This is a genomic window from Micromonospora sp. CA-248260 (assembly GCF_050942205.1).
Lineage (GTDB): Bacteria > Actinomycetota > Actinomycetes > Mycobacteriales > Micromonosporaceae > Micromonospora > Micromonospora antibiotica.
The window spans coordinates 1,902,750-1,920,934 of the sequence record NZ_CP192021.1 but is presented as its reverse complement, the minus strand read 5'-3'; the positions used below and the strand labels follow the sequence as shown (position 1 = coordinate 1,920,934).

Annotated in this window: 18 protein-coding genes; 8 read left to right on the top strand and 10 right to left on the bottom strand. The window is 71.2% G+C overall.

All coding sequences use genetic code 11. The annotated features are described in order from the left end of the window. The first annotated feature begins 141 nt into the window (after nt 1-141). The gene (locus ACQP2H_RS08810; protein WP_433233492.1) at nt 142-2,400 is read left to right on the top strand and encodes a HelD family protein; all 2,259 of its coding nucleotides are present in this window, start codon (nt 142-144) and stop codon (nt 2,398-2,400) included. A gap of 242 nt (nt 2,401-2,642) precedes the next feature. Here ACQP2H_RS08810 and ACQP2H_RS08805 read toward each other — a convergent pair whose 3' ends face one another. Beyond that, entirely contained in the window at nt 2,643-3,050 is a 408-nt protein-coding gene (locus tag ACQP2H_RS08805; protein WP_374197556.1) for a hypothetical protein, read from the bottom strand. Nucleotides 3,051-3,604: 554 nt separating this feature from the next. On the opposite strand from ACQP2H_RS08805, the gene ACQP2H_RS08800 reads away from it, so the two are divergent. Then, nucleotides 3,605-3,889: a hypothetical protein gene (locus ACQP2H_RS08800; protein WP_433233490.1), complete on the top strand. Its 285-nt coding sequence runs from the start codon at nt 3,605-3,607 to the stop codon at nt 3,887-3,889. Nucleotides 3,890-4,060: 171 nt separating this feature from the next. On the opposite strand, the gene ACQP2H_RS08795 is transcribed toward ACQP2H_RS08800, so the two are convergent. The 4 genes from ACQP2H_RS08795 to ACQP2H_RS08780 form a co-directional block, all read right to left on the bottom strand. Then, complete coding sequence (locus tag ACQP2H_RS08795) at nt 4,061-5,041, bottom strand: sporulation protein (protein ID WP_357537995.1); 981 nt, start codon at nt 5,039-5,041, stop codon at nt 4,061-4,063. A gap of 65 nt (nt 5,042-5,106) precedes the next feature. Continuing rightward, nucleotides 5,107-6,372, bottom strand: a complete 1,266-nt coding sequence (locus ACQP2H_RS08790) for a multidrug effflux MFS transporter (RefSeq protein WP_433232031.1) — start codon at nt 6,370-6,372, stop codon at nt 5,107-5,109. Between the two features lie 214 nt (nt 6,373-6,586). Continuing rightward, nucleotides 6,587-7,183 (bottom strand): RICIN domain-containing protein, encoded by a 597-nt coding sequence (locus tag ACQP2H_RS08785; RefSeq protein WP_433232029.1) that lies wholly within the window; start codon nt 7,181-7,183, stop codon nt 6,587-6,589. A 262-nt stretch (nt 7,184-7,445) separates the two neighbouring features. Further along, nucleotides 7,446-8,114: a TetR/AcrR family transcriptional regulator gene (locus ACQP2H_RS08780; protein WP_433232027.1), complete on the bottom strand. Its 669-nt coding sequence runs from the start codon at nt 8,112-8,114 to the stop codon at nt 7,446-7,448. A 53-nt stretch (nt 8,115-8,167) separates the two neighbouring features. On the opposite strand from ACQP2H_RS08780, the gene ACQP2H_RS08775 reads away from it, so the two are divergent. Next, the gene (locus ACQP2H_RS08775) at nt 8,168-9,022 is read left to right on the top strand and encodes an alpha/beta fold hydrolase (RefSeq protein WP_433232024.1); all 855 of its coding nucleotides are present in this window, start codon (nt 8,168-8,170) and stop codon (nt 9,020-9,022) included. 18 nt (nt 9,023-9,040) lie between these two features. Here ACQP2H_RS08775 and ACQP2H_RS08770 read toward each other — a convergent pair whose 3' ends face one another. Both ACQP2H_RS08770 and ACQP2H_RS08765 read right to left on the bottom strand, forming a co-directional pair. Beyond that, the gene (locus ACQP2H_RS08770; RefSeq protein WP_219468914.1) at nt 9,041-9,535 is read right to left on the bottom strand and encodes an alpha/beta fold hydrolase; all 495 of its coding nucleotides are present in this window, start codon (nt 9,533-9,535) and stop codon (nt 9,041-9,043) included. Then, the gene (locus ACQP2H_RS08765; RefSeq protein WP_433232021.1) at nt 9,532-10,305 is read right to left on the bottom strand and encodes a phosphotransferase; all 774 of its coding nucleotides are present in this window, start codon (nt 10,303-10,305) and stop codon (nt 9,532-9,534) included. The genes ACQP2H_RS08770 and ACQP2H_RS08765 overlap by 4 nt, the downstream gene beginning before the upstream one ends. A 101-nt stretch (nt 10,306-10,406) precedes the next feature. On the opposite strand from ACQP2H_RS08765, the gene ACQP2H_RS08760 reads away from it, so the two are divergent. Next, nucleotides 10,407-10,838 (top strand): NUDIX domain-containing protein, encoded by a 432-nt coding sequence (locus tag ACQP2H_RS08760; RefSeq protein ID WP_433232018.1) that lies wholly within the window; start codon nt 10,407-10,409, stop codon nt 10,836-10,838. Here the strand turns inward: ACQP2H_RS08760 and ACQP2H_RS08755 are convergent. Both ACQP2H_RS08755 and ACQP2H_RS08750 read right to left on the bottom strand, forming a co-directional pair. Continuing rightward, nucleotides 10,812-11,246 (bottom strand): hypothetical protein, encoded by a 435-nt coding sequence (locus ACQP2H_RS08755; RefSeq protein ID WP_433232015.1) that lies wholly within the window; start codon nt 11,244-11,246, stop codon nt 10,812-10,814. The genes ACQP2H_RS08760 and ACQP2H_RS08755 overlap by 27 nt on opposite strands. A 58-nt stretch (nt 11,247-11,304) precedes the next feature. Then, on the bottom strand, nt 11,305-11,670 hold the full coding sequence (locus ACQP2H_RS08750; RefSeq protein WP_219468898.1) for a DoxX family protein: 366 nt from the start codon (nt 11,668-11,670) through the stop codon (nt 11,305-11,307). Between the two features lie 116 nt (nt 11,671-11,786). Between ACQP2H_RS08750 and ACQP2H_RS08745 the strand changes: the two genes are divergently transcribed. From ACQP2H_RS08745 to ACQP2H_RS08730, 4 genes are all read left to right on the top strand, one after another. Next, a complete protein-coding gene (locus tag ACQP2H_RS08745; protein WP_255597939.1) occupies nt 11,787-12,164 on the top strand; it encodes a winged helix-turn-helix transcriptional regulator in 378 nt (125 codons plus the stop codon). Nucleotides 12,165-12,600: 436 nt separating this feature from the next. Continuing rightward, nucleotides 12,601-13,707, top strand: coding sequence for a glycosyltransferase 87 family protein (locus tag ACQP2H_RS08740; RefSeq protein ID WP_219468896.1), 1,107 nt, complete (start codon nt 12,601-12,603; stop codon nt 13,705-13,707). A gap of 118 nt (nt 13,708-13,825) precedes the next feature. After that, nucleotides 13,826-14,056: a winged helix-turn-helix transcriptional regulator gene (locus tag ACQP2H_RS08735; protein WP_219468893.1), complete on the top strand. Its 231-nt coding sequence runs from the start codon at nt 13,826-13,828 to the stop codon at nt 14,054-14,056. A gap of 55 nt (nt 14,057-14,111) precedes the next feature. Continuing rightward, nucleotides 14,112-15,035 (top strand): AEC family transporter, encoded by a 924-nt coding sequence (locus tag ACQP2H_RS08730; RefSeq protein WP_433232011.1) that lies wholly within the window; start codon nt 14,112-14,114, stop codon nt 15,033-15,035. Between the two features lie 303 nt (nt 15,036-15,338). On the opposite strand, the gene ACQP2H_RS08725 is transcribed toward ACQP2H_RS08730, so the two are convergent. Next, on the bottom strand, nt 15,339-18,152 hold the full coding sequence (locus ACQP2H_RS08725; RefSeq protein WP_433232009.1) for a hypothetical protein: 2,814 nt from the start codon (nt 18,150-18,152) through the stop codon (nt 15,339-15,341). Nucleotides 18,153-18,185: the final 33 nt, after the last annotated feature.

Sequence of the window (18,185 nt, the reverse complement as noted above, 5' to 3'; positions counted from 1 at the left end):
ACAGTTCCCGAAATGCAAAAAGGAATGGCACAAAGCCATTCCAGAAGCGATTTTAATCGACGAGGAGACGGCTTGTCAACGCACCCGGACGAGCTGCGGCAACCCGACGACGAGATCGGCCGCGAGCAGGAGTACGTCTCGATGCTCTACGGCCGGCTGGACGACCTGCGTGAGCAGGCCACCCGACGGCTCACCGACGAGCTGCGCACCGGCGGCGGCACCCTGCAGGACCGCTCGCAACGTGACAGCGCCGTGCGGATGTACGCCGACCAGGTAGAGCAGTTCTCGGCGGTCGAACAGGGGCTGGCCTTCGGTCGGCTCGACGGGGCCGACGGCAGCCGGCACTACGTCGGCCGGATCGGCATCTTCGACACCGACGGCGACTACGAACCGCTGCTGATGGACTGGCGCGCTCCCGCCGCCCGGCCGTTCTATCTCGCCACCGCCGCCAACCCGCAGGGTGTCCGGTTGCGGCGGCACCTGCGTACCCGGGAACGGAAGGTCACCGGCCTCAACGACGAGGTGCTCGACATCGAGACCGCCTCCCCCACCGGGCACGAGGAGCTGACCGGTGAGGCGTCCCTGCTCGCCGCGCTCAACGCCGGCCGGACCGGCCGGATGCGGGACATCGTCGAGACCATCCAGGTCGAGCAGGACCGCATCATCCGGGCCGACCTGCCCGGGGTGCTGGTCGTGCAGGGCGGCCCCGGCACCGGCAAGACGGCCGTCGCGCTGCACCGCGCCGCGTACCTGCTCTACACCCACCGCCAGCAGCTCTCCACCCGGGGCGTGCTGCTGGTCGGGCCGAACGCCACCTTCCTGCGCTACATCTCCCAGGTGCTGCCGGCCCTGGCCGAGACGGGGGTGCTGCTCAGCACCCCCGGCGACCTCTTCCCCGGGGTCAGCGCCCGCCGCGCCGAACCGGCCCGCACCGCCGCACTCAAGGGTCGGTCGGTGCTGGCCGAGGTGCTCGCCGCCGCCGTCCGGGACAGGCAGTGGGTGCCCGACGCGCCGCTGGAGATCGAGTTGCCCCAGCGGGAGGTGCTGCGGCTGGACCCGGAGACGGTACGCCTGGCCCGTGACCGGGTCCGGCGCACCGACCGCCCGCACAACCTGGCCCGTGCCCTGTTCGACATCGAGGTCGTACACGCCCTCGCCGAGCAGGTCGCCGAGCGGATCGGGGCCGATCCGCTCGGCGGGGACAACCTGCTGGAGGAGGCGGACCGCGCCGAGATCCGCCGGGAACTGCGCGAGGAACCGGAGGTCACCGCCGCGCTGGACCAGCTCTGGCCGGTGCTCACCCCGCAGCGGCTGCTCGCCGACCTGTACGCCTCGCCGGAGCGGATCGCCGCCGCCGCGCCGATGCTCACCGACGACGAACGTGCCCTGCTGCACCGGCCGCCGGGCGACGGCTGGACGCCGGCCGACGTGCCGCTGCTGGACGAGGCCGCCGAACTGCTCGGCGAGGACGAGCGGGCCGCAGCCGCCCGCCGGGAACGCATCCGCTCCTTCCAACGCGAGTACGCCGAGGGTGTGCTGGAGATCGCCCGGGGCTCCCGCTCGATCGACGTGGAGGACGAGGCCGAAGGCGGTGAGATCCTCGGTGTCACCGACCTGATCGACGCCGACCGGCTGCTGGAACGGCAGGAGGAGACCGACCGGCTGACCACCGCGCAGCGGGCCGCCGCCGACCGGAGCTGGGCGTTCGGGCACATCATCGTGGACGAGGCGCAGGAGTTGACCCCGATGGCCTGGCGGCTGCTGATGCGCCGCTGTCCGAGCCGGTCGATGACGATCGTGGGGGACGTGGCGCAGACCGGTGCGCTGGCCGGCACCCCGTCCTGGGCCGAGGCGTTGGAACCGTACGTGGCGCGGCGCTGGCGGCTGGAGGAGCTGACCGTCAGCTACCGCACCCCGGCGGAGGTCATGGCGGTCGCCGCCGAGGTGCTCGCCGGGATCGACCCGCAGCTGCGCCCACCCCGCTCGGTACGCCACAGCGGGGTGCCGCCGTGGGACCGGACCGTCGAGCCGGGCCGGCTCGGCGTGGAACTGGTCGAGGCGGCCCGTCGGGAGGCCGCCGGGCTGGACGGTGGCGGTGCGGATGCCCGCCCGGGTGACCGGGAGGGGCGACTCGGGGTGATCGTGCCGGTCGGGCGGGCCGACGAGCTGGCGGGTGTACTGCTGGCCGCGCTGCCCGAGGCGGCGGTCGGCGAGCAGCCCGAGCTGGAGAGCCGGGTGGTGCTGCTCACCGTCGGCCAGGCCAAGGGGTTGGAGTTCGACTCGGTGCTGGTGGTCGACCCGGACGGGATCGTCGCCGAGTCCCCCCGGGGCCGCAATGACCTCTATGTCGCGCTGACCCGCGCCACCCAACGCCTGGGGGTGCTCCGCCCGACCCCTTGACCCCCACCTCTCGAAGAGGGCCACCGCGTTCACCGGGCGACCGCCGTGGGGTCCGCCCGATCCCTCGACGCCCACCCTTCGATGCCCGACCCCTTCGACGCCCGACCCCGGCCCCGACGCACCGGGCCCGTGATCGGCAAGATCGTGCTGCAACATGGATGTAGTGGCCTCCCGGGCGAGAGGAGACCACTACATCCATGTTCGAGCGTGATCATGGGGCGGGTGCCCCTCCAGCAGCGCGGTCAGTCGTCGGAGAAGTCGCCGATCTCGACGGCGCTGGCCGACTGGTCACTGACGGGGCCGCCGGTCGGAGTGCTCAGCCCGCCGGTGGTGGCGTCGCCGGTGGTCGTCGGTGCGACCGTGCCCGGGTGTCGTCCGGGCTGCCGGGCCACCCGCCGCACACTGGCCGGGCCGGCGGTGCCGCCGGTGGTGGTCACCGCCCCCTGGCCCCGGGTCGGGCCACCGTCGCGCAATACCTCCGGGTCGATCGGCACGTCGGCCACGTCGTCCGGGTCGTCCTCCTGGAGGGCTCTGGTCACGTCGACCCGGGGCACGGTCACCTCGTCGAGCGCCCCGGGGCCGTACACCCCGGCGGTGAGCCGCTCCTCGGCCTTACGGGTGGAGTTCCGCATCATGTCGTCGTCGCGCACGTCCATCACCTCGCAGAGTCTCGGCGGAACCCGCTGCGTGCCCGTGGCCCGCACGACCAAACACCGCATCCAGCCCCGGGGACCAGGTCAGCAGCAGGCGGTCGAGACAGCGACCGCACCCCGCCCCGCCCTCGGGCGGACCGCACCCGCCCCGACCACGCAAAGGCCGCACCCCAGGCCCGACCCCGGGCAGACCGCACCTCGGCCCGACCACGCGTGGGCCGCACCCCGCTTCGGCCCGGGCGGACCGGAGCTGCGTCGGCGCGGCGTCGCCGCGTACCACGGTCGGGGCACCGGAGGGTGGGCCCGGCGGCGGCGGAATTTCGGCCGGAGCCGGTGTTACCTGCTCGCCGTCGGGGGGTAGACCCAGGGTGCCCCCGCCACAGCAGGCGAACCGTGCCGTGGCCGACCGCGGTAGCGGGGTGAGGGAGCGCAGGTACTCATCAAATCCTGAGGAGGACCAGATGAGCACGCAGGCTGCATCCACCAGGCCCATGAACCGGCCGATGGACACCGCCCAGCGCAACGCCATGATGAACGAGCAGACCCGGCAGATGCCGATGATGCACGACGGGCACCAGGAAGCGATGCCGTCTCCGGGTACGGAGACCAAGCAGTCGTTCCTGACGACCGAGTTCTGGGTGTACGCCGCCGCAGTCGCGGTCGTGGTGATCTCCGCCTTCTGGCGTGGTACCGCCACGAACGGCCTGAACATCAACAACCCGACGCAGGCGTGGTGGTTCCTGACCGCCCTGACCGGCGCCTACCTGGTGAGCCGGGGCCTGGCGAAGGCGGGTTCGGCACGGCGTTCCGGCGCGGAGCGCAAGGGTCGTCGCTGACCGTAGCTGACCCGAGCAGCGCGAGCTGCGCGGGACGATGGCCCCCGGGATTGCTCCCGGGGGCCATCGCTGCTCTGGGGGACCGCCGAGCAGGGTCCGGCCGTCCCGGTGTGTCCACACCGGACCAGGGGCCCGCCCGGCGACGGCCCGTCCGCCGGACGTGACCTCAGTTCACTCGTCGCCGCCGAAGTCGCCGCCGTCGTCGTCGCCCTCGAAGGCGTCCTCGATCAGTTCACCGGCGACCAGGCCACCGGCGACACCGAGCGCCGCACCGGCCACCACGCCGCCCATCCCCGGGCCCCGGCCGTGGTGGCCGTGGCCGTGCATCGGGTAGCCGTGGGTGGGGGCACCGTATCCGGAGGAGGCGCGCAGGTTGCCGTACGTGGAGGTGGTCTCGCGCAGCCAGCCGTCGACGACCTGGACCCAGTCGACCCGGTCGACGTCGGTGTGGGAGACGGTGTAGCGGCCGAAGACGTCGTGCCCGGAGCTGAGGAAACCACCCCGCTTGTCGCACTCCAGCACCACCTCGACCCCGTGCGGGCCGGTCACGAAGGTCAGCTCCAGCTCGGTGATGGCCTGCGCGTACTGGGGTGCGGCGAAGAACTCGATCTCCTGGTAGAACGGCAACGTCTGCTGGGAGCCCCGGATGTGACCCCGCTCCAGGTCGGCGTGCTTGAACCGGAAACCGAGCTGCTGGAACGCGCCGAGGATGTGCTCGTGCACCGGCAGCGGGTGGACGTTGACCTGGTCGAGGTCGCTCTTGTCGACCGCGCGGGCGATCGCCAGCTCGGTACGCAGCCCCATGGTCATGCCGTGCAGACGCTGACCGTATACGTCGGTGATCGGGGTCTCCCACGGCACCGGCAGCTGGAACGGGAGGGCGAGCTGCTGCTTCGGCGCGAGCTGGAGCGGGCCGCTGACCACCATCCGGTGGAACTCCATGACGCCGGCGTACTCGCTGTCGCCGCCCTCGATCTCGACCCGGGTGACCAGGCCGATGACGACCTGCTCGATGTTGGCGGGGGCGTCCCCGCCGACCAGGTTCACGTTGCCGTCGAGGGTCAGGCCGGGCCGGGTGTTCGGGTTGGCCAGGACGGTGTCGACGCTGGGCCCACCGACCCCGAACGCGCTCAGCATCTTTTTGAAGACCATCGGAACTCCCGCTTCACGGTCGGCGCGTACTCCACCGTGGAGCACGCACGGTTACCCGCCGCACCCTAATTGCCAGGACTGTGAAGTGCCTGAAAGGACGCACCGGGGCGGGCCAGCAGCACCAGCATCACGCAGGCCGCCACGAAGAAGACCGCCATGGCCGCCGCCATCGGCAGCAGGCTCGCGTACCCGAGGAGGCCGGTGAGGGGTGTGACCAGCGCGCCCGCGAGGAAACCCAGACCACCCTGGAGCGCGGCGGTGGTGCCGGCGGAACGCCGGCCGGCCTCCTGCGTCAGCGCGGTGCTGGCCGGCAGGGTCAGACCCATGCCGGCGACCACCACGGCGAGCAGCGTCCACGGCACGGCCAGCGGCCACCCGGCCTCCCGGTCGACCAGGGCGACGACGAGCAGCGCGAGGGTGGCCACGGTGGACGCGGCGAGCCCGGCGGCCCGCAACCGGCTGGCTCCTACCCGCCTGACCAGCACCCGGAACAGCAGCCCGGCGGCGGCCATGCCGGCGGCGTTGGTGGCGAAGATGAGGGTGTATCGGGACTCGTCCACCCGGTAGGCGGTCTGGAAGACGAACGCCGAGCCGCCGATGTAGGTGAAGAACCCGGCGATGGCCAGGCAGAGCACGATCAGGTTGGTGAGCACCGTCCGGTCGCGCAGCAGGCCGGCCATCCGCGCCAGCGCCGGGCGTGGGCCGCCGTCGTGCCGGCGGTGCGCGGGCAGCGTCTCCGGCAGGCCGACCAGCGCGGCCACCGCCATCGCCGCCCCCAGCCCGGTGAGGGCGACGAAGACGGTACGCCAGGTGCCGTGGTCGAGGATCACCCCGCCGACGGCCGGTGCCAGCACCGGGCCGAGGAACGTCACCGAGGCGATGCTGCCGAACCGGGCGGCGGCCTGGTCGCCCTGCCACGCGTCGGTCACCATCGCCCGGCCGAGCGCCACCCCGGTGCCGGCCGCGATCCCCTGCCCGAGCCGGGCGAGCACCAGCACCCCGGCGGTCGGGGCGGCGGCGCAGAGCAGCGACAGCAGCACGAAACTCACGGTGCTCACCAGGACGATGCCGCGCCGGCCCCGTACGTCGCTGACCGGGCCGAGCAGGAGCTGACCGGCGGCCACGCCGATGATGAACGCGGTCAGGGTCAGCTGCGCCATGGTGGCGCTGGTGTCCAGGGAGCGCCGCAGTTCGGGTAGGGCGGCGATGTACGCGTCGGTGGCGAACGGCCCGACCCCGGTCAGCAGCACCAGCGCGATCATGGAGGGCTTGCCCGCCGCCCGGTCGGGCCGGTACGACATGGACGGCGTCTCGACCCGCGGAGGTGTCACCCATGGACCGTAGACGAATCACGGTGGAGTGCCGGCACCCCGAGGACCTCGGCTGCCTGATTCACCACGTTCCGCCGATGTGGCGCCATCCCCGCATCTGGGGTATCGCCACATCGGCGGAACGTCGCCAGGTCAGCTCCACGTCGTCCACGTCCACGGCCGGCCCGCCACCCGAGCCACCTGGCCCGGCACCGCGAGCGTTCATGTCATGGCACTAGCTGATAACCCACTTCGCGTAGTCGCCCGCCCCACTCGGAGACGGCGACGAAGAAGGGGACGGAGAGGGCGAGGGGTAGGGGGAGGCGCTTCCGCCCTCATTCAGACACGACATCAGGACGACGATCGTCCCAGGTGCCGGGTTGTCCCCGTAGATGGACAGACACCATCCGCCCGACAGTCCGCTCAGCAGTCTGCCACCGTTGGTGAGGGTCCACTGTTGGTTGGGGTTGGTGGAACCGCAGGTCCAGTCGAGTACGGAGGTTCCGTCGGCGGTCACGCCGTTCAGGACGTCGGCGCATCGACTCGGATCGGCCTGGGTGGAGAGATTACCGGCGTTCCCAGCACTGAAAGCCCAGCTCATGGTCTTCCCACCCTGGGAGCATGGCATGACGACCAGCGGCGCCCCATCGAATGCGTTGCCATTGTAGAGGGTCAGACACAATCCGGAGTCCGGATTCTTGAGCTGATAGTAGTTGGCGTTGACTCCCATCTTCGTGTCGTTCCGGTCGGGAGTTTCCAGTTGCGCCGTTGCACCGGCGGCCGGCCACACCAGAAGGCTCAGCGCGAGAAGGGTGGCTCCGAATCCCGACACGAGGGCACGGTGATCACGACGGAGACGACTCATACGTCAGTCCATTCATAGATGTGAATACCTTTCCTAAGTATCCGGATGCGGGTGGGAGATTGCAATCATTTTCTCGTCCGGCCGGAGTCCACCGCCCATCGCCGTTCCACTACGGGAAAGGGATTCCCGAAGTTGGGATCTGCCGCACAACCAGTACCGAATTGGCTCGCCAGCACGCCGCTCGAATTGCGTTTCGAGAAAAAGGCTCAGATCACCTTGCGGAGGTGCCTCACCCGGCGTCGTCGACGAGCAGGCCGCGCAGGACGCTGCGTACCGTCGTCGCGAAGAGGTCGTGGGGCGCGGACGGTGACGGGTCGGTGACGGCGGCGACCAGGTTCGGGTACGCCGCCAGGTCGATGCCGGCGAAGCCGGCCGGCGGGGCGGCGGACTCCTGCCGGGCGAACAGCGACGTCACCCCGGTCATCATGGCGATCGCCTCGAACTTGGTGGTGGTCGCGGCCGGCACCGGCCGCAGGACGGCCAGGCAGTGGTCGAACCAGGCCAGGCTCTGCGGGCCGGGGGCGGTCGGCCGGGGCAGGACCTCCACCAGCCAGGGGTGCCGGCGGTAGAGGTCGAGTTGCCGCCGGGCGAGGCGCAGCATGGTGTCGAGCCAGTCGTCGCCGGCCTCCGGGTAGGGGCGCAACTCCCCCGCCGCCCGGTCGACCATCAGGTCGAGCAGGTCGTCGCGGGAGGACAGGTAGCGGTAGAGCGAGCCGGCGCCGGTGTGCAGCGCGGCGGCGACCGCCCGCATGGAGACCGCGCCGATGCCGTCGGCGTCGGCGGTCGCGATCGCGGCGGCGACGATCTCGTCCCGGGTGTGTGTCGGAGCGGGCCCGCGCTGCCCACGGGCCGGCCGGGACCAGATCGGGGTACGCGCTGGCTCGTCGGGTGAGGTCACCGCTACACTCTAAAACCGCAAACGGCGTTCGCAGTTTTGCTGGGGAGGACGACATGCAACAGCACTGGACCGAGCAACGGGTGCCGGCGGCCGACGACGCCGAGATCGTGCTCCACTCCACCGGCAGCGGCCCGGGCATCATCGTGGTGCACGGCGGCGGCGTCACCATCGAGGTCTACCGCCGACTGGCGGTGCGGCTGGCCGACCGGTTCACCGTGCACCTCTACAACCGTCGCGGCCGGGCCGACGCGGCGGCCCGCGCCGAGCCCTACGACGGCGAGCAGGACGTCGACGACCTCGCCGCACTGCTGACCGCCACCGGGGGCGGCAACGTGCTCGGGCACAGCGGCGGCGGCTTCGTGGCCCTGCGCGCCGCCGCCCGTGGACTGCCGATCGACCGGCTCGCCCTCTATGACCCGGCGGTCCAGGTCAACGGCCTGTTCCCCCTCGACTGGGTGCCCGCCGCCCGCGCGGCGGCACACGCGGGCGACATCGCCCGCGCCCTGGCGCTCACCGGGGCCGGCCTCAACACCCAGTCGGCCGCGTCGCGCCTGCCACTGGCCGCGCGGATCGCCATCTGCCGACTGTTCCTGGGTACGCCGATCGGGCGCACCATGGGCGACCTGCTGCCGACCACCCTCGACGAGAGCGCGCTGATCCAGCAGCACGACAGCTCGCCGCAGCGGTGGGCCGGCATCACCGCCGAGGTGCTGCTGGCCTACGGCGGCAGCGGGCCGCCGTACTACCGGCCGATCAACGAGGCACTGGCCCGGGTCATGCCGCACGCCCGCACGCTGGCGGTGCCCCGCGCCGGCCACGACGCGCTCAACCGCGCCCCGCGACACCTGGTCGACGCGCTCGCCGACTTCTTCACCACCCCGGTCACCTCGGAGCGGGCCCACTCGTGACCCGGCGGCGGGCCGGCCTCAACCCTGCGACGCGGCCGACGCCGACCCGCCGCCGAGGAAGCCCTCCAGGGCTTCGGTGAACCGCGCCGGCTGCTCCTCGGCGGCGTAGTGGCCACAGTCGTCGATGATCGCCTCGGTGACGTCGTCGGCGGCCAGTCGCATCGTCCCGGCGACCAGTGCGCCACTGTAGAGCGCACCGCCGATGGCGAGCACCGGCAGCGTCAGCCGGGTCTTCGCCCGCCGTTCGTTCTGCGCGATCGTCTCGTCCAGCGCCCGGTAGTAGCCGAAGCTGGCCCGCAGCCCGCGCGGGTCAGCGACGATCGCCTCGACGTAGACGTCGACGGCGTACGCGGGGATGGTGGTCGGGGTGGCGGCCTTCGTGGCGAACTGGTAGCCGAAGAACAGTCGTGAGCCGCGCCGGCTTCTCCGGCGAAGAGCTGGCCACCGTCGCCGCAGCCGCCGCCCACCCCCGGGACTGACGGTGCCGGTGACACCCGCCCCCGAAGCGGTCAATGCGTCCAGAAGGTCGCCGGGAGGGCTTCGACGTCGGTCGCGGACTGTTCGAGCAGTGCCGCGATGGGCAGCAGCGCGGTCGCCGCAGCATCCCCGGCGTCGGCCAGGTGTCGGATCACTCCCGCCTGCCGCCGGGCCCGCTGCGGCACGGCGGCGGCGAACTCACCCCGGTCGCCCTCGTAGCCGTACGCGTCGAGCAGCAGACGCAACCGGCGGGCCCGCTCGCGCAGATCGCCGTCGGTCAACGGGCTGCCGTCGCGCGGTGATGCCAGCGGCACCCAGGTCAACGCGGAGAACGCCAGATCCCACTCCCGCGACGACGGGCCGGCGGTGTCCCAGTCGCAGAACCCGACCAGCCGGGCACCGTCCACCACCGCGTTGTAGGGGGACGCGTCCTGGTGCCCGACGACCAGCCCGGGGCCCATCGTGCGGCCGACGAACCAGCACTCGTCCGGCGGCGGCGTGAAACCGGCGGTCAGGTCGTGGACCCGGCGCAGCCACCGGCCGACCTGCACCAGCAGCGCGTCGGCCGACGCCCAGTCGGGCCAGGGCTCCCGGCCGCCGATCGTCTCCCCCGGCAGATAGCTGAGCATCTCGCGGCCCTGGTCGTCGAAGCCGAGCGCGCGGGGGGCGGCGTCGAACCCGGCATCCTCCAGATGCCGCAGCACCGCGTGCACGGTGGTCGTCCACCGCGACGCCCGCTTGTGTACGACACCGTCGATCAACACGGCACCCGTGGTGTTACCGCCGGGCAGCACTTCTTCACGCATCTGCCGGGTATACCGTGCGTCACGACGCCGACGACACCGAATTTCGTCCGACCGGACCCGACCACGGCCCGACTGTCCCACCCCTGTGGTCGAATCCCGGCATGCACATCGTCGTCTGCGGCGCGCTCGTGGTGAACGACGCGGCCCTGCTGGTGCACCGCAGTCCGGCCCGCCTGGCGTACCCGGATCTGTGGGATCTGCCCGGGGGCCACGTCGAGGCGGGCGAGTCCGAACGCCAGGCCCTCGCCCGTGAGCTGTGCGAGGAGGTCGGCGTCGAGATCGTCGCGGAGTCCTGCTCCCGGCTGGGCGAGCTGCGGTCCGGCAGCGGCGAGGACGCCGTACACGTGGGTGTGTGGCACGTCGGAGCCTGGCTCGGCTCGCCCACCAACCGTGCGCCCGACGAGCATGACGACCTCGCCTGGGTCGGGCTCAGCGAGCTGGGCGGCCTCCCCCTCGTGCACAGCGGCCTACCGGCGCTGCTCCGCGCCCTGGACCGGCCGCCCGCCTCACGCCTGATCGAGGAGGTGGCGTGACGGCAGGTAGTCGATCTTCGTGTCGGCGTAGACGCCGAGCGTGCCGTCGTCGAGACACCTCAGGCCGACGCTGACCCAGCGCACCTCGCCGTCGGCACCGAGCGCGTAGCCGACCGCGACGGCGAACTCCTCACCCCCGCAGGGGCAGGAGCAGGACTCGTGACCGGTCTCGTCCCAGTAGTCGGCGCTGTCGCCGATGAAGGCGACCGCACCGCAGGCGAGGCAGGTCCGCCGGGTCGCCTCCTCCTCGTCGATGTCGACGCGGAAGGCACGGCCGTCGCACCCGGCGCACCGGGACTCCACCACCGTGGCGACCGGGTAACCGCCCGCCGCGAAGTAGCGGAGGTAGTCGGCGAGGTCGTCGACGTTCTCCCCGCGCCACAACTTCCCGGACCTGTCGAGTGCCATCCCGGCATTCTGCCTGGTGCGGGCGGTGCGTCGGCGAGCCGGACGACCCTCGTGCGGCTCATACCCAGGTGGTGGCCAGCCAGGTGGCGACGGCGGCGGTCACCAGCAGGACGACGTTGAGCCCGAGCTGGCGGATCTCGCCCCGGGACAGGTGCACCGCGATGCCGCCGACCTGGATCAGGATGAACCCGACGGCCGCCGCGACGGCGAGCCAGGGTGCGATCCCGGTCAGCGGCGGCAGGACCAGGCCGGCCGCGCCGAGCACCTCCAGCACCCCGATGGTCCGGACCAGCGGCATGGGTACGCGGTCGACCCAGCCCATCATCGGTTGCAACTGCTCCCGGCTCTGGGTGGCCTTCTTGCCCCCGGCGTAGAGATAGAAGACGGCCAGCAGGGCGGCGATGATCCAGTAGGCGAGTGTCATGACAGATCCTCCAGCTCTGAACACGATGGTTACGAGAAGGAACTAGCCACATCATGTGTCAGTATCGGAGGGCTTACAAAAGGCACACGGGTGTGCGTAAGGCACAGGGGGTGGTCATGTCGCAGTACGAACACACCTGCATGATCCGGGGCGACGGCGGCCGGACCATCCGGGCGATCCTGGACCGGATCTGCAACAAATGGACGCTGCTCATCGTGGCGACGCTCGACGCGGGCGCACTGCGCTTCACCGAGCTGCACCAGCAGATCCCCGGCATCTCCCAGCGCATGTTGACGCTCACCCTGCGCCACCTGGAGCACGACGGCCTGGTGTCCCGCACGGCGTACGCGGAGGTCCCGCCCCGGGTGGAGTACGCGCTGACCCCCACCGGCAAGAGCCTCATCCCGCCCGCGCTGGCCCTCGCCGGCTGGGCCATCGAACACGTCCCCCACATCGAGGCGAGCCGGGCCCTCCACCAGACCCCGCCGGAATGACCGACCCCCGCCAGTCCCCGGGCCGACGCGACGCCACCCGCCGGTGACGCTGGTAGTTGACGCAGGCGCGCGCCTCGCCGGTGGCGCTCCGCCGCAGACACTCGTCACGACCGTCACGAGCTACTGCACGTCATCGTCGTCGGGGCTGCACAGTGGAGAGAGAGGCTGACAGACCGCAGCACGGGCTCATACCGGGAGCGCGGCGTTCTCTGTGGGAGACCCGAGCGAGGGCGGTCGAGTGTGGATGGGGTTCGCGTGGCGCTATGGTCGGCGAATGTCAGACAGCCGCTGCTCGCCGGGAAGCGCCCCCAGCGGGAAGCCTCCCGCGCTGCGAGGGGTCGGCCCGGTCCTGGCCGTGGTCGTCGCCGCTGCCGCCCTGGCAGGGGCAGCGGCCTGGGCGGCGGTACCTGCCAAGCTGAGCGTCCACGGAGAATTCGTGGATCTCTCGGTCTACCAGTACGGCGGCCGGCTGGTCCTCGACGGTATGCCGCTCTACGGGTCCCGTGACCCGGCGACCAACCTGCGGTTCACCTATCCGCCGTTCGCGGCCCTGGCGATGGTGCCGCTGGGTCCGCTGCCGTTCTGGCTCGCTACGGCGTTGTGGACTGCGGCCTCGGTGGCCGCGTTGGCCGGGGCCGTCGCGCTGGTGGGCCGCGCGCTCGGCCGCCCCGTGGCAGGGTGGCATGTCGCGCTGCCGACCGTGGGTGCGCTCGCTCTGGAGCCGGTGTGGCAGAACCTCACGTTCGGCCAGATCAACCTGCTACTGATGCTGGCGGTGCTCATCGATCTGGTCCATCCGGAACGACGCTGGTCCGGCGTCCTCGTGGGCATCGCAGCCGGGGTGAAGCTGACCCCGCTCGTGTTCGTCGTGCTGTTGGTGATGGTCGGTCGCCGCACGACGGCAGGGCGGGCGCTCCTGGCTTTCGCCGGTACCGTGGCGATCGGGGTCGCGGTCATCCCGGGCTCGGCAAGGGCGTACTGGACCGAGAATCTCTTCTCGGCGGGCCGGGTGGGTCCCCCGCAACTTGCCCACAACCAGTCGGTGTTCGGCGTGCTCACCCGGCTACTCGACGCTCCGCCGCCGAACCTGCTGTGGCTTGCGGTCGCCGGGCCGCTCGCTGCCGCGGTCGTGGTCATCGGCGCCGTGTGTTGGCGACGCGGCGATCGGGTGCTGGGCACCGGCCTGGGAGCGTTGGCCATGTTGCTCGCTTCGCCGATCTCATGGTCCCACCACTGGGTGTGGGCCGTTCCGGTCGGGCTGGCGCTGTGGCAGCACAACCGATGGGCGGGCCTCGCGTGGATCGCGGTCTTCGTGGCCCGCCCGTTCCTGTGGCCACCGTGGGGTTGGCGCCGCGAGTACGAATGGACCCCGGTGGAGCACGTCGTCGGCAACGCCTACGTCCTCGCCGCCCTCGCCGTGTCCGTCGGGGTGGCGGTGGCGCTCGGCCGTCGGGTCGGCCCGCTCGCCCGGCGACCAGATGACGGTGGGGGACGCCAGGATGGCCGGTCGTTCACCGGCCACCCTGGCCTGTCCGGTGGATGATCGCCAGGCCGCCTACGCCTGCGAGATCTGTCCTCGTACCGGCGTCAGGTGCCGTTGAAGACGTGGATGGAGGGCTTACAAAAGGCACACGGGTGCGCGTAAGGCACAGGGGGTGGTCATGTCGCAGTACGAACACACCTGCATGATCCGGGGCGACGGCGGCCGGACCATCCGGGACGGCCTGGTGTCCCGCACGGCGTACGCGGAGGTCCCGCCCCGGGTGGAGTACGCGCTGACCCCCACCGGCAAGAGCCTCATCCCACCCGCGCTGGCCCTCGCCGGCTGGGCCATCGAACACGTCCCCCACATCGAGGAGAGCCGAGCCCTCCACCAGACCCCGCCGGAATGACCGACCCCCGCCAGTCCCCGGGCCGGCGCGACGTCCGCCCGCCGGTAACGCCCGGATGAGCCTGGTGTCGGCGTTCGTACCGATCTGGGTCCTCACCGTGATCGGCTACGCGGCCTGTCGTGGGGGCCTGCTGGGCGCGGCGGGAGCGTCGGTGCTCGGCCGCTTCGTGTTCCATCTGGCGATGCCGGCCGCCCTGTTCCTGGCCCTGTCCCGGATGCCGTTCTCCGGGCTCGCCGGCCGCCCGCTGCTCGCCTTCGGGGTGAGCACGGCCGCGGTCGTCGGGTTCGGATGGGTCGGCGCGGGCCGGCTGTTCGGTCGCGAGCCCGGCGAACGGCACCTTTGGGGCATGGCCGCCGGCTACGTGAACTCGGCGAACCTCGGCATCCCGATCGCCACGCAGGTCCTCGGCGACGTGTCGTTCCTGGCGCAGGTCGTGCTGCTGCAGGTGCTCGTGGTGACGCCCGTGATCATGATCGCCCTGGACCGGCACCGCGACCCGGCCGGGCGGGTACGGGTCCGCCGGATCGCCTCCCTGCCGGTACGCAACCCGGTGATCCTGGCGTCGCTGCTCGGTGTCGCGTGCTCGGCCGCCGACCTGCACCTGCCGCCGGCGGCCGGCGCGTCGCTCACCCTGCTGTCGGGCGCCGCGGTTCCCGCCGCCCTGGTCGCGCTCGGCGCGTCGCTGCACCGCACCGCGCCCTCACCGGCAGAGCCGGCCGAGCCCGCCGCCCTGGCCGTGATCACCGCGCTGAAGCTCGTCGCGCAACCGGTCATCGCGTACGCGGCCGGGCTGGCCCTGCACCTGTCCGCGCCGCAGGTGCTGGCCGTGGTGGTGTGCGCGGGCCTGCCGACGGCGCAGAACACGTTCATTTTCGCCCAGGAGTACGGCGTCGGTGAGGCGGTGGCCAACCGGGCGGTGGTGCTGACCACGACACTGTCGCTGGCCACCCTGGCCACGGCAGCCGCACTGCTCGGGTAGGTCCGCGTCGGCGATGTGGTTGTCTCGACAGCGGAGCTGCCCACCACCGTTGAGGCAGTGGGCAGCCCACGCTACCTGTGGATCAGAGGTTGCCGCTGCGGTTGAGCCAGGCGCGGACTACGCCTTCGCGGTAGACGACGAGGTAGTCGGCCTTCCCGTCGCCGGGTTGAATGCCGGATGGCCGGTCAGGCCCCGGCGCTCGCGAGGTTCGGCGCTCGCCGTCCTTGACGCCGCCGACGAAGCCCGTCCGGCCAACGGCCGACCCTCTGCTGTCGGAGGGCCGGCCGTGCCGCATCGCGGTCGTCAGGTGCCGTTGGAGACGTGGATGGAGTAGCGGGTGGTGTCGGTGTCCGTGCCGTCCGCCTTGTGGCCGGTCACCGACAGGGTGTACGTCTCGAAGTTCTGCGCCGGCGTGTAGGTGATCGACGCCCTCCCTTGGCTGTCAGCCGCCACGTCGGTCGAGGGGCCGTCGTCGACCTGCCAGGAGAAGGACACGATTCCCGCAGTGCCGCCGCTGAACTCGAAGGTGCCGGGGACACCTGCACCGCCAGACCAGACGCCGTCCGGATACTGGGCGCTCACGACGTAGGGCGCATTGCCGACCGTGAAGTCGTAATCCGTCACGGGCGAGAGTTCACCGCCCGCCGTCAGGCTCCGCACGTGCAGCGTGTTCGTACCGTTGCGTTCGAACGGCACCGCGACGCGCGTCGCCGTACCGTCGGCGCTCGCCGGCAGGATCTGCTCCGGGCCGTCGTTGACCCGATAGTGGTACTCGGTCACCTCGCCGAACAGTTGGGTGCTGAAGTAGAAGTATCCGGTCCAGCCGATCCCCGCCCGGGACCAGTCGTAGGTGCTGTAGACAGCGACCTTGTTGTCCCGAACGCTGAACGGCGCGATCCGCAGGTCCGATTCGGTGCCGTCCGCGCCGATGCTCGTGACCCGCACGTCGTTGTAGCCCCACGAGCCCGGCGTGTACGTGACCGTCGCGGTGCCGTCGGGACCGGCCTGGATGGTCTCCTCGTCGGCGCTGTTGAACGAGTATCGGTAGGAGGCGACGTCCGGCAGCCCCGGATGGAAAGTGAACGTCACGGTCCGACCGACGGTGCCGTCGCCCTCCGGCGTCTGCGTGACCACGGGGCCGGACCAGATGCCGAACGTGTAGGTGGTGGCGGGCGAGCGCGTACCGTCCGACAGCAGCGCCTGAACGACCACGGTGTTGTCGCCGGCGTGCGTCGGCGTGACCGTGATGAGAGCGTACGGATTGCCCTCGGTGAGCACGGTCTGCTCGCTGCCGCCGTCGAACCGGTAGACGAATCCGGTCAGGTTCGGCAGTTGGCTCTGCAACTCGACGCTGAGCGGCACGCCGACGCCGTCCCGGCGCGGCCAGCTGCTCAGCTCGTTGGCGTAGGCGGTCGGGCGGGTGTCGATGATGTTGAACTGGTGGTCCGCTTCCATCGACGTGGAACCGTCCGCCCGCACCGACCTGACGACCATCGAGTGCCAGCCCGGCGTCGCCGTCCACGGCAGTACGGCGGTGTCGTCGTCGGCTGCCGGAATGGTCTTCCACTCGTCGTCGAGGTTGTACTCGTAGGCGACGACATCGTTGCTGTGCGGGGTGAACCGGAACGAGCCGACCTTGCCCGCGACCTGGTCGGTGTCGAGGTTGAACTCCGCCGACTCGATGCCGGGAGCGTCGGTGACCCAGACCTGCAGGGTCTCCTGCCCGATCAGCTTGTTGTCGGCGTAGCTCCGGACGGCCACGTCGATCAGGCCGGTGGTGGTGAACGTGACAGGGCCGGTGGCCCTGCCGTCGACCGCCGGGAGGCGGACCTCCGCGCTGTCCTTGAGCTGGTACCCGAACGCGGTGGTCTCGGGCTTCGACGCGACGAACGTGATCGTGCTCGGCAGGCCGACGCCCTGCACGACGACATCGACGCGCGGTGCCGTTTCGGCGACCCGGAACCGGTAGTTCTTCTCGGGCCCCCGGTTACCCGCCGCGTCGACGGACGCGACATAGAGGTCGGTGATCAACCGTAGCTTGGGGGTGTACTTCAGGGTCGCCCTGCCGCCCGGGTGCCGGGCCGGAACCTGGCCGGAATACCCCATGGAGTCACGCCAGGTGAACGCCACCACGTCGTGGTCGCCAGCCCCGTCGAACCGGAACGTTCCCTCGATGCCGGTGCCACCGCCCGGGGAGTCACCCTCGGGATAGGTCCGCGACGACACCTTCGGCGGATTGGCCGGTGCGGTCAGGTCCATGACCAGGTAGCAGGTCCTGCTCCATGGGCCCTGGTCGTAGTAGTCGCTGGCCTGTGCCTGCCAGGCGAGGACCGTACCGTCGGCGTACTGGCTCAGGTCGGTGCCGTAGTAGTCATGGAATTCGCGACGCTGGTCGGGGTGGTCGACCGGCCAGATCGCGTACAGCACGGTCGGGTGGTCGCCCTCGTCCGCGTCACTGGGGGTGGCTGAGAAGACCGTGTTCCGCGCCGCCGGTGACGGCTTGGCCGGCGTGCCGCACGGCCGGTCCGGGTATTTCAGTTGGAGCTTCGTGATCGTGGGCGGATGGTTCACCGTCGCGCTGAGCACCGGCTTGTCGAAGGTACGACCGGTCCACCCGACGCCTTCCTGATCGGCGGCGACCCGGTACTCCAGGGTGATGCTCTTTTCACCTCGGCTGAGCGCCGCGTTGAGCGTGGCAACCATGTCGAAGCCCAGGTAGCTGGGGCAATAGGCGGCGCCGGCACCCCGCTTGGCGGTCAACAGCTTCTCGATCTCGGCCGGCGGACGCAGCCAGGTGGTGTTGCTCTTGACCGGGCGGGTCCGCCACACCTCGATGGTTGCCGGGGCGGAGCAGTCGACGACCGACTTCTCGTTCGTCCACAGGTATGAGCTGTGGACGACCGTGCCCTTCAACCTGGTCAGGTCGTAGGTGAAGTAGGAGCGGTAGATGTGCGTCCGGTCGGCCTCGTCGCGGGAGGTTCCGACCGGCGGCGCCACCGTCGCATCGACGACCTTCGCGTCCGGGTTCTGCGAGTCAAGATAGGCCCAGCTCTTCAGCGTCACATCGAACGAGTCGGCGGCCGAGGCTGGAGAACCGGTGGTCACCATGGCTGCCACAACCGCAAGAACCGTCAGCGGTATGGCCGCTCT

What these genes read in the sequence shown, in the direction of transcription:
- ACQP2H_RS08810 (WP_433233492.1), top strand. Translation starts at nt 142, where the DNA reads ATGCTCTACGGCCGGCTGGACGACCTGCGTGAGCAGGCCACCCGACGG.
- ACQP2H_RS08800 (WP_433233490.1), top strand. Translation starts at nt 3,605, where the DNA reads ATGCCGATGATGCACGACGGGCACCAGGAAGCGATGCCGTCTCCGGGT.
- ACQP2H_RS08795 (WP_357537995.1), bottom strand. Translation starts at nt 5,041, where the DNA reads ATGGTCTTCAAAAAGATGCTGAGCGCGTTCGGGGTCGGTGGGCCCAGC.
- ACQP2H_RS08775 (WP_433232024.1), top strand. Translation starts at nt 8,168, where the DNA reads ATGCAACAGCACTGGACCGAGCAACGGGTGCCGGCGGCCGACGACGCC.
- ACQP2H_RS08765 (WP_433232021.1), bottom strand. Translation starts at nt 10,305, where the DNA reads ATGCGTGAAGAAGTGCTGCCCGGCGGTAACACCACGGGTGCCGTGTTG.
- ACQP2H_RS08760 (WP_433232018.1), top strand. Translation starts at nt 10,407, where the DNA reads ATGCACATCGTCGTCTGCGGCGCGCTCGTGGTGAACGACGCGGCCCTG.
- ACQP2H_RS08755 (WP_433232015.1), bottom strand. Translation starts at nt 11,246, where the DNA reads ATGGCACTCGACAGGTCCGGGAAGTTGTGGCGCGGGGAGAACGTCGAC.
- ACQP2H_RS08750 (WP_219468898.1), bottom strand. Translation starts at nt 11,670, where the DNA reads ATGACACTCGCCTACTGGATCATCGCCGCCCTGCTGGCCGTCTTCTAT.
- ACQP2H_RS08745 (WP_255597939.1), top strand. Translation starts at nt 11,787, where the DNA reads ATGTCGCAGTACGAACACACCTGCATGATCCGGGGCGACGGCGGCCGG.
- ACQP2H_RS08735 (WP_219468893.1), top strand. Translation starts at nt 13,826, where the DNA reads ATGTCGCAGTACGAACACACCTGCATGATCCGGGGCGACGGCGGCCGG.
- ACQP2H_RS08730 (WP_433232011.1), top strand. Translation starts at nt 14,112, where the DNA reads ATGAGCCTGGTGTCGGCGTTCGTACCGATCTGGGTCCTCACCGTGATC.